The organism is Sphaerisporangium sp. NPDC049002 (genome assembly GCF_040649355.1).
Classification (GTDB): Bacteria; Actinomycetota; Actinomycetes; order Streptosporangiales; family Streptosporangiaceae; genus Sphaerisporangium.
In genome coordinates, this window is sequence record NZ_JBEZFH010000001.1 from 77,985 (window position 1) to 92,206 (window position 14,222).

At 70.2% G+C, this 14,222-nt stretch carries 10 protein-coding genes; 9 read left to right on the plus strand and 1 reads right to left on the minus strand.

The features are described 5' to 3' along the window. Positions 1–40 precede the first annotated feature (40 nt). Positions 41–2,269: a SpoIIE family protein phosphatase gene (locus AB0B89_RS00415; protein ID WP_358545917.1), complete on the plus strand. Its 2,229-nt coding sequence runs from the start codon at positions 41–43 to the stop codon at positions 2,267–2,269. A gap of 24 nt (positions 2,270–2,293) precedes the next feature. On the opposite strand, the gene AB0B89_RS00420 is transcribed toward AB0B89_RS00415, so the two are convergent. After that, complete coding sequence (locus tag AB0B89_RS00420; RefSeq protein ID WP_358545919.1) at positions 2,294–3,085, minus strand: IclR family transcriptional regulator; 792 nt, start codon at positions 3,083–3,085, stop codon at positions 2,294–2,296. 149 nt (positions 3,086–3,234) lie between these two features. On the opposite strand from AB0B89_RS00420, the gene AB0B89_RS00425 reads away from it, so the two are divergent. From AB0B89_RS00425 to AB0B89_RS00460, 8 genes are all read left to right on the plus strand, one after another. Beyond that, positions 3,235–4,371 carry a sugar ABC transporter substrate-binding protein gene (locus AB0B89_RS00425; RefSeq protein ID WP_358545922.1) on the plus strand — a complete coding sequence of 379 codons (1,137 nt, stop codon included), beginning with the start codon at positions 3,235–3,237 and terminating at the stop codon, positions 4,369–4,371. A 118-nt stretch (positions 4,372–4,489) separates the two neighbouring features. Then, a complete protein-coding gene (locus AB0B89_RS00430; protein ID WP_358545925.1) occupies positions 4,490–5,548 on the plus strand; it encodes an ABC transporter permease in 1,059 nt (352 codons plus the stop codon). Next, the gene (locus AB0B89_RS00435; protein WP_358545927.1) at positions 5,545–7,155 is read left to right on the plus strand and encodes a sugar ABC transporter ATP-binding protein; all 1,611 of its coding nucleotides are present in this window, start codon (positions 5,545–5,547) and stop codon (positions 7,153–7,155) included. Before AB0B89_RS00430 ends, AB0B89_RS00435 begins: the two co-directional genes overlap by 4 nt. Then, the gene (locus AB0B89_RS00440) at positions 7,152–9,290 is read left to right on the plus strand and encodes a hydantoinase/oxoprolinase family protein (protein WP_358545930.1); all 2,139 of its coding nucleotides are present in this window, start codon (positions 7,152–7,154) and stop codon (positions 9,288–9,290) included. The genes AB0B89_RS00435 and AB0B89_RS00440 overlap by 4 nt, the downstream gene beginning before the upstream one ends. Continuing rightward, positions 9,287–11,065: a hydantoinase B/oxoprolinase family protein gene (locus AB0B89_RS00445; RefSeq protein WP_358545932.1), complete on the plus strand. Its 1,779-nt coding sequence runs from the start codon at positions 9,287–9,289 to the stop codon at positions 11,063–11,065. Before AB0B89_RS00440 ends, AB0B89_RS00445 begins: the two co-directional genes overlap by 4 nt. Beyond that, the gene (locus tag AB0B89_RS00450; RefSeq protein ID WP_358545934.1) at positions 11,062–11,295 is read left to right on the plus strand and encodes a hypothetical protein; all 234 of its coding nucleotides are present in this window, start codon (positions 11,062–11,064) and stop codon (positions 11,293–11,295) included. The genes AB0B89_RS00445 and AB0B89_RS00450 overlap by 4 nt, the downstream gene beginning before the upstream one ends. Before the next feature lie 52 nt (positions 11,296–11,347). After that, entirely contained in the window at positions 11,348–12,271 is a 924-nt protein-coding gene (locus tag AB0B89_RS00455; protein ID WP_358545936.1) for a hypothetical protein, read from the plus strand. A gap of 123 nt (positions 12,272–12,394) precedes the next feature. Beyond that, complete coding sequence (locus AB0B89_RS00460) at positions 12,395–14,125, plus strand: dihydroxy-acid dehydratase (protein WP_358545938.1); 1,731 nt, start codon at positions 12,395–12,397, stop codon at positions 14,123–14,125. The last annotated feature ends 97 nt before the right edge of the window (positions 14,126–14,222 follow it).

Consider the following 14,222-nt stretch of genomic DNA (forward strand, 5'->3'; position numbering starts at 1 on the left):
TCCGCTTTGCGATTGACGCCCTTCAAGGGGTGGCCGCCAGATGAAGCGATGGGGGGACCTTTCGCAGGACGCGGCCGATCACCTTACGCCAGAGTCGGTTCTCGACAACGCCGAGATGGCCGTGGTCGTCACCGACCGCTTCAGCAACGTGCTCTATTGGAACCCGTTCGCCGAGCGGCTCTTCGGCCGTCCTGACCGCCCCGTGGGGGTCGAGCAGACCGTTCTCTCCTTAGGCATCATGGAGAAGGACCACCCTCTCGCCGTCGAGCTCGCCAAGCACGTCCTCAAGGGCGGGGTCTGGGAGGGCACCTTCGACGTCGCCCGCGCCGACGGCACGATCATCTACGTCCGGGCGCAGGCCGTCCCCCTTCGTCACCCTTCCGGCTCGGTCACCGGCATCGTGATCACCGCCCGCGAGGCGATGCGCAGCAACGAGCGTGAGAAAGACCGCTTCGGCCTGCTCGAACGCATCGGCGAGCGGCTCGCCAGCTCGCTGTACGTCGAGGAGACGCTCAACCGCGTCGCCGAGATGCTGGTGCCCCAGTTCGCCGACCACTGCTTCATCGAGCTCACCGAGGGCGACCGGCTCGTCCGCAAGGTCTCCACCCACGTCCAGGGGTGGACACCGCCGCCCGGCACCTGGCGGCCCGTCGGCTCCGAGATCCGCTATCCGGCCGGCCACTACGCCGAGATCGCCCTCCGCCGCCAGGAGACGATCATCGTCGAGGACTTCGCGCAGACGAGCTACCCCTCGCCCAGCGAAGAGAGCGCCAAGCTGTGCGGCGAGATCGGCATGACCTCGGCCATCGTCGCGCCGCTGTGCGCGCGTGGCGAGACGCTCGGCCTGATGTACCTCGGCCTGTCCAACCTGACCGATCGGCGCTCACCCCACTACGACGCCTTCGACCGCGACTTCGTCGGCGCCATCGCCACCAGGGTCGCCATAGCGGTCGACAACGCCCTGCTGTTCGAGGAGGAGCGGCACACCGCCGAGTCCTTCCAGAAATACCTGCTCCCGCGCGAGCTGCCGCAGCTCGACGGCCTGGAGATCGCGGTCCGCTACTACCCCGCCGCCCCGCTCGCCTCCCACGGCCAGGGCATCCAGACCCAGGTAGGCGGCGACTGGTACGACGTGATCCCCCTTTCCGCGGGCCGGGTCGGCATCGTCATCGGCGACGTCGAGGGCCGGGGGGCCAAGGCAGCGGCGGTCATGGGCCAGCTCAGGGCCGCGCTGCGCGCCTTCGCCCAGGACGACAAGTCCCCGGCCGACATCCTGGCGAGGCTCAACGAGTGGACGCGCATCATCGCCGCGCCCGAGCGCGACGACTACGGCACCGACGTCAGCACCCCGCCCATCGTCACCTGCCAATATCTCGTGTACGACGCGTGGTCGCGGCAATTGTCGTTCGCCAACGCGGGGCACTCGCCGCCCCTGCTGATCGTCGACGGCGTGGTGACCGAGCTCGACATCCTTGAGGTGGGCCAGCCGCTCGGCGTCAACGCCAAGGGTGTTCACGCCGACCTGGTCTACAAGGAGGAGAGCCGGGTGCTCCCGCCCGGCGCCGCGCTCCTGCTCTACACAGACGGCCTGGTCGACCGGCGGCCCGCGCGCGAGCCGGGCGACGCGCCGCTGACCGACGAGGAGGTCCTGAGCGTCCTGTGCGAGGAGGTCGCCAAGGCCTCGGCCGACACCGTCGAGCGCATCGCCGACGCCGCCACCGTGGCCGTCCCCGGTGAGATCGACGACGACATGGCGATCCTGGTGATCCGGTCCGCGGGCAAGGAGCTGAAGTACGAGGAGCGCACCTTCCCCGCCCAGCCGATCATGGTCGGCGAGGCCCGGCGCATGGCGTCGGAGGCGTTCACGACCTGGGGGGTCCCCGACGAGCGTTCCGAGCTGGCCTGCCTCCTGGTCTCCGAGGTCGTCACCAACGTCGTGCTCCACGCGGCCAGTGCCAGCGTCCCGCGCAGGGAGCTGGTGCTCGACGGTCCTCCGCTGCCGTTCGACGAGTCCTGGGACGTGCCGGGCTTCGACAACGAGATCGTCAACGAGAAGGAGTTCACGCTGCGGCTCCGCCGTGGCGAGGAGTCCATCTGGGTCGAGGTCTTCGACCAGGACCTCCGCCTGCCCCGCATCCGCAGCGCCGGCGAGAACGACGAGGGCGGCCGGGGCCTCTACCTCGTCGACCAGCTCGCCCGCCGCTGGGGCTCCCGTCCCACCAAGGAGGGCAAGGCCGTCTGGTTCGAAATCCCCACCCGGGGGCGCTGAGCTCTACGTAGCCAGGCCGGGCGACTAGCGTCCTCCCAGTTCGGTGGTGATGGTGTCCGCGTAGCGGCGTACGAGGGTGCCGATCTCGGCGGCGGCGTCGGCGCGCATCTCGTGCTTGAGCGCGGTCACGCTGATCGCTCCCACGCAGGTGCCCGTGCGGTCGAGCACGCTCGCGCCGATGCACACGACCCCGGCCGTGTCCTCCTCGTCGTCGACCGCGTAACCCCGCTCGGCGGAGCGATGGAGATCGTGCAGCAGGGTGTCGATGTCGACGATGGTGTTGGGGCCGCGCGCCGGGAGGCCGATCGACTCGATGATCGTACGGACCTCGTCGTCGCCGAGGGTCGAGAGCATCGCCTTGCCGATCGCGGTCGCGTGGGGCAGTTCGCGGCGGCCGAGGAACGGCGCGATGCGGATCGTTCCGGGCCCGTCGATCCGCCCGATGGCCACGGCGTACCCCTCGTCGAAGATCGCGAGCCGTGAGGTCAGGCCGGCCACGCGGGTCAGCTCCTCCAGGTAGGGCATCGCGACCTCGCGGAGCCCGGTCTGGGACGTCACCTGGTCTCCGAGGTAGGCGAAACTCAGGCCGAGGCGGTAGCGCCGGGTCGGGCCGGTGCCATGGCTGGCGACGAATCCGCGTCGCAGCAGCGTCTGCAGGATCGAGTAGGCGCTGCTCTTGGACATGCCGACGGTGGTCGCGACCTCGGTGACGGCGAGGCCCTCACGTCCACCGTGCGCGAGGGCCTCCACGACGTCCAGGGCGTGGTCGAGGCTCTTCACGCGGTACTTGTCGGCGTTGTCGCTGTTTGGGGTCACCGAACGATTATCGGGATGACCGAACGGGAACGTCAACCCTCTCCCGTAAAGTGACGTATACCCCCTTGACGTCCGAATTTTCCCAATGCCATAGTTTTGCATCACATAACCCCGTTTGGTGATACCGAACAAGATCTAGGGTGGAACGTATGCTCCGCTATCGCTCCTGGTCGCTAGGCGTGGCCGGTCTCGCGGCCGTCCTCGCGACCGCAGGTTGTCAGAGCAGCTCGAAGACATCGACCTCCACGGGGACCGAAGTGCCTGCCCAGGCGATGTCGCACACGTTCTCGTGGGGCGAGTTCAAGCTCGCGCCGCGCATCGCCGAGAAGATCAAGAGCGGCGAGCAGGCGAACGTCATCATCGACATCCAGGGCACGGCGCTGCCGATCCAGGGCGCGCAGATGCGCATCGGCATGCAGCGCGGCTGCGAGAAGGAGAAGGCCCGGCTGGCGATCTCGTGCCGGCTCACCGGCCCGGTCACCACCAACACCTCGGCGCAACTGGCCGAGCTGGAGACGCTCCTCAGCGGCAACCAGGTCGACTGCCTGGGCCTTCAGTCACCGCTTCCCGACCAGTACGTGGGCATCATCGACAAGTACGTCAAGGCCGGCGTCCCCGTCTTCACCCTGAACAACGACGTTCCCAACTCCAAGCGGTTCGCCTTCTACGCGCTGAACGAGGAGCAGTCCGGCGAGATCAACGGCAAGACCACCGCGGACATCGTCAAGGCCAAGGGCTACACCCTCGACACCGTCGCCCTCGGAAGCGGTCAGCCGGCCGGACCGTGGGCGCAGGCCCGCATGACGGGCTTCGTCACCGGCTTCACCTCCGCCTTCCCCGACACCAAGTTCTTCAACGACCCCAAGAGCGGCATCCCCACCGGGGACAACTTCACCACCCAGGAAGTGCTCAACAGCGTCGGACCGTTCCTGCAGGCCCACAACGACGTGAACCTCTTCTTCCACACCGACCAGGGCGTCGAGGGCGTCGGCGACATCATCAAGAGCAAGAACCTGACCGGCAAGGTGTGGACCTCCGGGTTCAACGTCAGCGGTCCGATCCTCGACTCGATCGACGCGGGCCGGACGCTGGTCACCATCGACCAGGGCTTCGACAACCAGGCCGAGGCGCCCGTCTCCGCGTGCGTGGACTACCTGACCACCGGCAAGGTCCCCGCGGAGCCCCTTCAGTACCTGCAGCCGATCGTGATCACCAAGGACGGCGGCTCCGGGCTCATGACCACAGCCGAGGCACGCAAGCGCCTCGCCGACGCCACGACGCCGTAGACGTGCGTCCCGCCGCGACAGCCGTCACGCCGTCGAACCGCTCAGCGGCCGTCCCGCCGACGATCCGCCCGGCAGTCGTCGAACCGCTCAACGTGCATCGAGTGTCAGGAGGTGTCACATGTCAACCGCACCCGACGTCGCCAGTCCACCCCTCCACCGCGTGACCCTGCCCCTGGAACGCCTGCGGACCCTGGGGCTGGTGCTCGCGATCATCCTCATCGGCCTGTTCTTCCAGTCGCAGCGGTCGACGTTCCTCAGCAGCGACAACCTGCTGACCCTGCTCCGGTCGATGTCCTCGCTCGGCATCATCGCCTTCGCCCAGCTGTCCGTGATCCTCCTGGGTGAGATCGACCTCGCCGTGGGCGCGATCTACGGCCTGGTCGCGACCTCCCTGGCGGTGCTGTGGCTGGGCGGCGGAAGCCTTCCCTTCACGCTCCCGTTCCTGCCCGCCCTGGGGATGGCCCTGCTCATCGGCCTGTTCGCCGGCGCGCTGAGCGGGTTCCTGACCGCCTACCTCAAGATCCATTCCTTCATCGCGACCCTCGGGCTGCTCAGCCTCGCGTCGGGCACCGAGCTGCTGGTCAGCAACGCCTCCACGTTCAACCCCGCCTACAACACCCCGCCCCCGCCTTCGTGGGAGCTCGGGATCTTCCAGGCGCTCGGCGGCACGCAGCTCCCGTTCGGCATCCCGATCCAGGTGCTGTGGCTCGTGCTCTTCTTCGGCGTCTTCTGGTTCCTGCGCCACCGGAGCATCGTCGGGTTCCGCCTGCTGGCGATCGGGGGCAACCCCAAGGCCGCGGCGATCGCGCGCCTGCCGATCAGGCGCTACCGCCTGGTGGTCTTCATGGTCAGCGCGCTCATGGCGTCCATCGCGGGCATCCTGGACTTCTCCTACGTCGGCTCGGTCGGGCCCAACTCGGCCGGCCAGCTCAACCTCCAGGTGATCGCCGCGGTGGTCATCGGCGGGGCCAGTCTCATGGGCGGGCGCGGGACCATCTGGGGCACCCTCCTCGGAGCGGTGCTGCTCGCCGTGCTGGCCAACGGCCTCGCCCTGCTCGGCATCGGCGCCTTCGCCCAACTGCTCTTCGTCGGGTTCGTGACCATCGGCGCGGTGATCCTCGACCGGGTGACGAGCGATCTCGGCAGCCGCCGCCGGGGAACGGCAAGCGCCACATGACCACCACCATGGAGATCCGCGGGGTGCGCAAGCGGTTCGGAAGCACGCAGGCGCTGGCCGGAGTCGACCTCACCCTGCGCGGCGGCGAGATCCTCGGCATCGCCGGGCCCAACGGCGCCGGTAAGAGCACGCTGACGAAGATCCTCTGCGGCGAGGAGTCGATGGACTCGGGCGAGATCCTCGTCGACGGACGCCCGTGGCAGCCGGGAGACGTCTCCGACCCGATCGCCATCGTTCACCAGGAACCCCAGGTGTGGACCAACCTCACCCTGGAGGAGAACCTGCTCGTGGGGAACGAGGGCTCGCGGTGGCGGGCCCCGGTGGCGGGGGAGGAGCAGCGGCGCATCCTCCAGTCGCTGGGCGTGGCGCACCTGGCCGGCCAGCCGTTGGAACGGTGCACGCTCGCGGTGCGGCAGCGTACGGAGATCGCTCGCGCCCTGGTCCGTTCGGCCAGGTTCTTCCTCTTCGACGAGCCGAACTCCGCCCTCACCGACGAGGAGTCACACGCGCTCTTCGCCTTCATGCATGGGCTGGCGGACCAGGGCCACATCGTGGTCTTCGTCTCCCACCGGCTTTCTGAGATGGTCGCGCACTGCGACCGCGTCGTGGTGATCAGGGACGGCGTTCCCGCGGCGACCCTGACCGGGACCGCGCTCACCGAGCCCGCCATCGCCGTCGAGCTCGTCGCCGGCCAGACGCTCCGTACCGAGCGCCGCGCGAGCTCCCGGCTCGCGGGCGGGCAGGACGCCGCGCGGGTGCTGGAGGTGACCGGCTGGACCGACGGGCAGGGCTCCTTCCGCCCCCTGGACCTTGAGCTTCGTCAGGGAGACGTGCTGGCGGTCGTCGGCGTGGAGGGGTCGGGCGGGCGCGAGCTGGTGGCGTCCCTGGGCGGGCACCGCCCCGCGACCGGCGAGGCGCGGCTGGACGGCGCCCAGGGCGTCAAGGCCCTGCGGTCGAGGACCTCCTACCTCTCGGCGGACCGCCAGGAGATGCTCTTCCAGCACATGTCCGTGGGGGAGAACCTCGTCCTGCGGCTCGGACGGCGCGAGATCTGCGGGCCGTTCGCCCGGCTCCGCCGGCGGGAGATCCAGGCTCGCTCGACCCAGATGATCGAGCGGTACGCCGTGCGCACCTCAGGACCGGCCCAGAACCTGTCGGCGCTCAGCGGGGGGAACCAGCAGAAGGTGGCCATCGCCTCCGCCATGGCCACCATGCCCGATGTGCTCGTCATCGAGGAGCCCACCAGGGGCGTGGACATCGGCAGCAAGGCCGAGATCTACACAATGCTCAACGAATTCGCCGCCGACGGCCGCGCCGTCGTCGTCTTCTGCACCGAGGCCCCCGAGGTCTTCGAGGTCGCCAACCGGGTGATGGTCCTGGAAGGCGGCCGGATCGTCCAGGAGCTGGCGGTCGGCGACTACGACACCGTCGACGCCTTCGCGCACGCCCTGGCGCTGCTAGAAGGCGTCGAAACGACCCAGGACCAGCCCTCGAACGGTCGCACGACCCTCGTCGTCCCGTCTGAGAGCACGTCCGAGAGCACGTCCGAGAGCACGTCCGAGAGCACGTCCGAGAGCACGTCTGAGAGTACGGAGGAAACATCGTGACGACCTCGCCCCGCTGGCGCGTCGGGATGGACACGGGTGGGACGTTCACCGACCTCGTCGCGCTGTCCGACCAGGGACAGCTGCTGTTGCGGAAGGTCAGCTCTACCCCGCGGAGCCCCTCGGACGCGGTGTTCTCCGCGCTGGAGCGCACCGGCCTCGACCTGACCGCCGATCTGGACGACTTCGTCCTCGGCACCACGATCGCCACCAACGCCGTCATCATGCGCCGCGGCGCCCCCGTCATCCTGCTGACCACGGCCGGGTTCGAGGACGTCCTGTACATCCAGCGCATCGACCGTCCCGGCAGGTACGACCTGCAGTGGGTCAAGGCCGAGCCCTACGCCCCCCGCCGGAGCACGGTCGGGGTCAAGGAGCGGGTGCTCGCCGACGGCACGGTCCGCCTGGCGCTGGCGGACGAGGAGGTCGACCGGGTCATCGAGACCGTCGGCGGCCTGCTGGCCGAGCACGACGGCGCCGCCGTCGCGGTCTCCCTGCTCAACAGCTACCTCAACCCCGACCACGAGCGCGCGCTGGCGGCCAAGCTGCGCGCGGCGTTCCCGCAGGTGGCGGTATCGCTGTCCGCCGAGGTCGCCCCCGTGTGGCGCGAGTACGAGCGCACGGCGACCACCGCGATGGACGCCTACGTGAGCCCCATCGTCCAGCGGTTCGCGCACACCCTCGCGACGGGCCTGGACGAGCGGGCCATGTCCGGATGGCACGCCCTGATGAAGTCCAACGGCGGCCAGGTGCCGCTGGAGCACTCCGCCGACCGTCCCATCGAGCTGGTCCTGTCCGGACTGGCCGGCGGCATGATGGGCGGCGGCTACTGGGCGCGCGCTGTCGGGTCGGACAAGGCCGTCACCCTCGACATGGGAGGGACCAGCGCCGACGTCGGCGTGGTCGTGGACGGCCAGCTCCAGTACACCGGCCTGTTCGAGGTCGAGTGGGGCGTGCCCATCGCCGTGCCCATCATCGACGTCTCGACGATCGGCGCGGGCGGCAGCTCGCTTGCGTACGTGGGCAACGACGGGCTGCTGCACGTCGGACCGGCCAGCGCCGGGGCCGACCCGGGCCCGGTGTGCTACGGCCGGGGCGGCACCCAGCCGACGGTGACCGACGCCAACCTCGTCATGGGACGGCTGCATCCCGAGCACTTCCTCGGCGGAGAGCTCTCCCTGGACGCCGAGAGCGCCGAGGCGGCCGTCGGCGAGCTGGCGGAGTCGCTGGAACTGGACGTCGACGCCGCGGCCGAGGCCGTCCTCACCCTGGCCGTGGAGAACATGGCCGGCGCGGTCCGCCTGGTCACCGTCGACCGGGGTCACGACTACCGCGAGTTCGACCTGGTGGCCTTCGGCGGCGCGGGCCCGCTGCACGCGGCGGCCATCGCCCGGCACATGCGGATGCGGCGGGTCATCGTGCCCCCGACGCCCGGCCTGGTTTCGGCCTTCGGGACGATCATCTCCGACCAGCGCGTGGACCGCAGGATGACGGCCGTACGCCGGCTCGACTCCCCGGAGGCGACCGACCTCGCCGCCATCCTCGCCCGCCTCGCCCGCGAGGCGCACGCGGAACTGGCCGCGCAGCGCCGGGCCGACGCGACCGGTGACATCGTCGTCACCACCTACGTCAGCTGCCGGTACGTGGGCCAGAACTACGAGCAGGAGATCCGGACGTACCGGGGCCACCTCGACCGCTCGTACGAGTCGGTGATCCCGGCCTCTCCGGACGATCCGGACCTGGACACACGCCTGGTGGAGATGTTCCACGCCTCGCACGCCCGCGTGTACGGGTACGACCTGCCGGAGCAGGCCGTCCAGAGCGTGTACGTGGGCGCGACCGCGCTCCTCGCGGGAGGAGAGGTGAAGTTCGTCCCCTACACGCGCACCACCCCGAACCCGCGGATCTCCACCCGGAGGGTCCAGGTCGGCGACGGCGTCTGGGCGGACACCGTGGTCGTGGACCGCGCGGAGCTCCAGCCGGGCTACGCGCTGAACGGACCCGCGATCGTGGAGGAACCCAACTCCACCACCTTCGTCCCTCCCGGTTACCGCATGGAAGTGGACGGGACGTACTGCCTGATCATCGAGGCCGTCGACGGCCTCGGGGAGAGCCTCGACACGGGAGCGGACGCGTGAGCACACGGACGGGCACGGACGTTGACAAGATCACTCTGACCCTGGTCCACCGCCAGCTGGTCAACACCTGCGACGAGATGGCCGTGTCCATGATGCGGACCGCCTACTCGCCGATCTTCTCGGAGGGGCTGGACTTCTCCACGCTCATCCTTGACCGGGAGGGCAACCTCGTCGCCAACGCGGGCCTGAACCCCTCGATGCTCGGGGCGTCGCTGTACGCGGCGACCTGGATCGTGCGGGAGGTGGGCGCGGAGAACTTCGCCGAGGGCGACGTCTACATCCACAACGACCCCTACCGGGGCGGCTCGCACATGCCCGAGCACATGATGGTCATGCCGATGTTCGTCGACGGAGAGCTCGTCGCCTTCATCGGCAACATCGCCCACATGGCCGAGATCGGCGGCATGGCGCCCGGATCGTTCGCCGCCACCGCCACCGACGTCTACCAGGAAGGGCTCCGGCTCCCCCCGGTCCTGTTCTACAAGGGCGGCGAGCCCGTCAGGGACATCTGGCGGATCATGCTCGCCAACCACCGGACGCCCAACGACTCCTGGGGAGACCTGCACGCGATGTACGGGTCGCTCCAGGTGGGCAGGCGCCGCCTGGAGCAACTGATGGAGGAGCGCGGCACCGACCTGGTGACCCGCGTGTTCAGCGGCATCCAGGACTACACCGAGGCCGCGCTGAGGGAGAACATCCGCGCGCTGCCCGACGGCGTCTACCACGGCATCGAGTGGTTCGACGACGACGGGATCACCGCGACCCCGTACGCGATCCGCCTCAGCTTGGTCGTGGAGGGCGACGAGATCATCTTCGACTACTCCCGGTCGGACCCCCAGGCGGTCGGCCCCATCAACGCGCCGTACGTCGTGACCATGTCCGCGTCGCTGAACGCGCTGCTGTACATGATCGGTACCGACCTGCCGGTCAACGCGGGCCTCAACCGCCCGGTGCGGATCGTCACCAAGCCCGGGACCATCTGCTGCGTCCAACTGCCGGGCGCCTGCGTCGGCGGCCAGACCGAGTACCAGCCCCGGGTCATGGAGATGATCATGGGTCAGGTCCTCGGGCCCCTGCTGCCCGAGCGGGCCGCCGCCTCCAGCGGCAACACCTCGCTGAACTTCCTGTTCGGCGGCATCGACCCCCGGTCGGGCGACTACTACGCCCACTACCACTTCGAGGCGACCGGCTGGGGCGGCCGGATGGGCACCGACGGCAACAACGCGACGATGCCTCCCCACGCCAACTGCCGCAACACACCCGTGGAGATCTTCGAGCTGCGATGGCCGTGGATCCACGAGAGCTACCGGCTCGCGCGCGACGAGGTGGGAGCCGGGCGGCTGCGCGGCGGCGCGGGCGTGGTCCGGGTCCTGGAGGTGGCCGCGGAGACCATCTCGGTGAGCGCGCTGTCCGACCGGGCCCACCAGGAGCCGTGGGGCCTGTTCGGCGGTTCGGACGGCAGCCGCACCAGGATCGACATCAGCCCGGCGGGAAGCGACGAGTTCGTCAGCTTCCAGCAGCACTTCGGGCTGGTGAGCCCGACCAAGTTCACCAACGTCCGCCTCCACCGCGGCGACCGGGTGCGCCTGACGTCCCCCTCGGGCGCCGGGTACGGTCCCCCGTCCGAGCGCGTCCCCGAGCTCGTCGCCGAGGACATCCGTGAGGGCTACGTCAGCCCCGAGGACGCGGAGTCGGTGTACAAGGTCCGCCTGGACGCCGCCGGCGACGTCGACCCCGCGGCCACCGCCCGCCTCCGTGAAGGGACATCCGCATGAGCTGGCAGGATCTGACCAAGAGCTGGCAGGACACCACCGTCGACTACTGCGACGTGTGTGGCAACCTCCTGATCCATACCTTCTGGCAGTTCGCCGACGGCGACGCCACCCTGCGGGCCTGCCGACAGGGGGACGAGGCGCTGTGGCACCGCCTCAAGGGCTACCGGGCCGGCTACCCGCCGGTCGACCACACGCCGCCGCCCGGCCTGGTGGCCGCGGCGCGCGACTGAGGCCCGTCATCCACCAACCGTCCCGTCCTTGGCGTTCTCATCGAGGAGAAAAATGCCAACGCTAGAGAACCAGACCTACCGGCTGCCGTATCGGCACGGCGTCGCTTCGAGCCGTGGTCGCTTTCCGGACGGCGCCAGCTTCCGTATCGAGATCCCCAGCGTCGAGGGCCCGAAGGTCTTCGAGGCGGCGCTGTCCGCCGCCGCGACGCACGGCGTCGTGGTGAACCGCGTCTCACAGGGGTCGGGGGCGATGCTGCTGACCACCTCCGAGCTGCGCGACATGGCCGCGATGGGCGCCGAGAACGGCGTCGAGGTGTCGCTGTTCGTGGGGCCACGCGAGTCGTTCGACGTGGGGGCCAACGCCCGTACCCCGGAGGGCGCGGGACGCGGCGGGCAACTGCGCGGAGTGCGCCAGCTCATGTACGGGGTCGAGGACGTCGTACGTGCCGTCGACGCGGGCATCCGGAGCTTCCTCATCGCCGACATCGGGCTGCTGGTCGCCCTCCGCGATCTCCAGCGGGCCGGCGACCTCACCGACGAGTGCGTGTGGAAGGTCAGCGTCTCCCTCGCCCCCTCCAACCCGGCGGCGCTGCGGGTGCTCGCGGACCTCGGGGCCTCCACGGTCAACGTCCCCTCGGACCTGACCTACGCCGACCTGGCCGACATGCGGGCGGCCACCGACCTCCCGCTCGACCTCTACCTGGAGTCGTCCGACGCTCTTGGGGGCGTCGTACGGGGCCACGAGATCGCCGATCTCGTGGCGATCGGGGCACCGCTGTACGCGAAGTTCGGCCTGCGCAACGCCAGGGACGTCTACCCGTGCGGTGAGCAACTGCTCGACGACGCCGTCCGCAACGTCCGCGCCAAGGTCCACCGGGCGGCGGTCGCCCTCGAATGGCTGGCCCGCTCCGGTAGCGAGGCCGTCCAGTCGAAGCCGCACGCGGCGGGCCTCGGCCTCCCCCGCAGGGCGGCCTAGCGTGACCGCCTTCCGCGCCCTGCGGCCTGGTATGACCGCTTTCCCGGGCTTGCGGCCTGGTGTGACCGCTTTCCCGGGCTTGCGGCCTGGTGTGATCGTCGTCCGGTTCCGGTGGTGCGGGCCGTGACGCCCGGGTTGCGTAGCGCCGCGTGGTTCGACGGCGACGACGAGGTCGCCGTCGAGCACCGCGCCGCCCTCGGGTCGCTGGGGATCACCGTGTCGCCCGGCGACCCCCGGCCCGTCATCGGCATCGCCCAGTCCGTCAGCGATCTCAACCCCTGTAACGAGGGACTCCGCGACCTCGCCGAGGCGGTGAAGGAGGGCGTACGGGCGGCGGGGGGCATCCCCCTTGAGTTCCCCACCATCAGCCTGGGCGAGGACCTCATGAAGCCCACGGCCATGCTGTACCGCAACCTCATGGCCATGGACGTCGAGGAGACCCTGCGGGCCCACCCCATCGACGGGGTGGTCCTGCTGGGCAACTGCGACAAGACGATCCCCGCCCAGCTCATGGCCGCCGCCAGCGCCGATCTCCCGGCGATCCAGGTGGCCGGGGGATCCCGTCCGGTCGCGGTCTTCCGGGGCAAGCCGGTCGGCACGGGAACGGACCTGTGGCGGCACTGGGAGGAGTACCGCAACGGGCGGATGAGCCCCGAGGACTGGGCCGCGTTCGAGCGCTGCCTCAGCTGCGGCCCCGGCGCCTGCAACACCATGGGGACGGCCTCGACGATGGCCCTGCTCGCCGAGTCCCTCGGCATGTCCCTGCCGGGGACGTCCTCGATCCCGACCGGCGACCCGCGCGCCCGCCTCGGCGCCGAGCGGGCCGGACGGCGCGTCGTGGCCATGGTGGAGGAGGGCCTCCGCCCTTCGGCGGTCATGACGTCCGCCGCCTTCGACAACGCGGTCACGGTGCTCGCCGCGATCGGCGGGTCCACCAACGCCGTCATCCATCTCTGCGCGATCGCCGGTCGGCTGGGGCTGCGGATCCCCCTCGAACGGTTCCAGGAGCTGGGCCGCCGGGTGCCCGTCCTCGCCGACGTGTCGCCGTCGGGGAGGTACCTGATGGACGCCTTCGACCGGGCAGGCGGGCTGCCCGTCCTGCTCGCCGAGATCGCCGGTCACCTCGACCTCCAGACGGCGACGGTCACCGGAGGCCCGCTCAGCGGGTACGTCTCCGGCACCGGAGGGTCTCCGCGCGGCGCGATCCGGAACCTGCACTCCCCGGTCCAGGAGCGCGGCGGCATCGCCGTGCTCCGGGGCAACCTGGCCCCGGACGGCGCCGTGCTGAAGACCGCCGCCGCCAGCCCTGGGTTGTTCCGCCACCGGGGTCCGGCCGTCGTCTTCCGGGGCTGGCACGACCTGCGGCGGCGCCTGGACGATCCTGACCTGCCGCTCAGCGCGGACACGGTGCTCGTCCTGACCGGGTGCGGACCCAAGGCCGTGCCCGGGATGCCCGAATGGGGGATGATCCCGATCCCCGCGCGCCTGGCGGCGGCCGGCGTCACGGACATGGTTCGGATCAGCGACGGGCGCATGAGCGGGACGAGCTTCGGGACGTGCGTGCTCCACGTGGCGCCCGAGGCGGCGGCCGGAGGCCCGCTCGGCCTGGTCCGGGACGGGGACATGATCGAACTCGACGTGGAGGCCGGTCTGCTCCACCTCGACGTTCCCGAGGCGGAGCTGGAGGCGCGTCGTGAGCGCGCGGAACCGTTCCGCACGCCGCACCTGCGCGGCTGGCCCCGCCTCTACCAGGACCACGTGACCCAGGCGCCCGAAGGCTGCGACCTGGACTTCCTCCAGGCGCCGACCCCCGAGCACCGCCGCTTCGTGGAGCCCGTCATAGGCCGCTCCTGAACCTCGTGTGTCCTCACCCGAGTCGCACTCCCACCTGAAGCTCGTGTGACTTCATCCGAGTCGAATCCCACCTGAAGCTCGTGTGTCCTCATTCCGA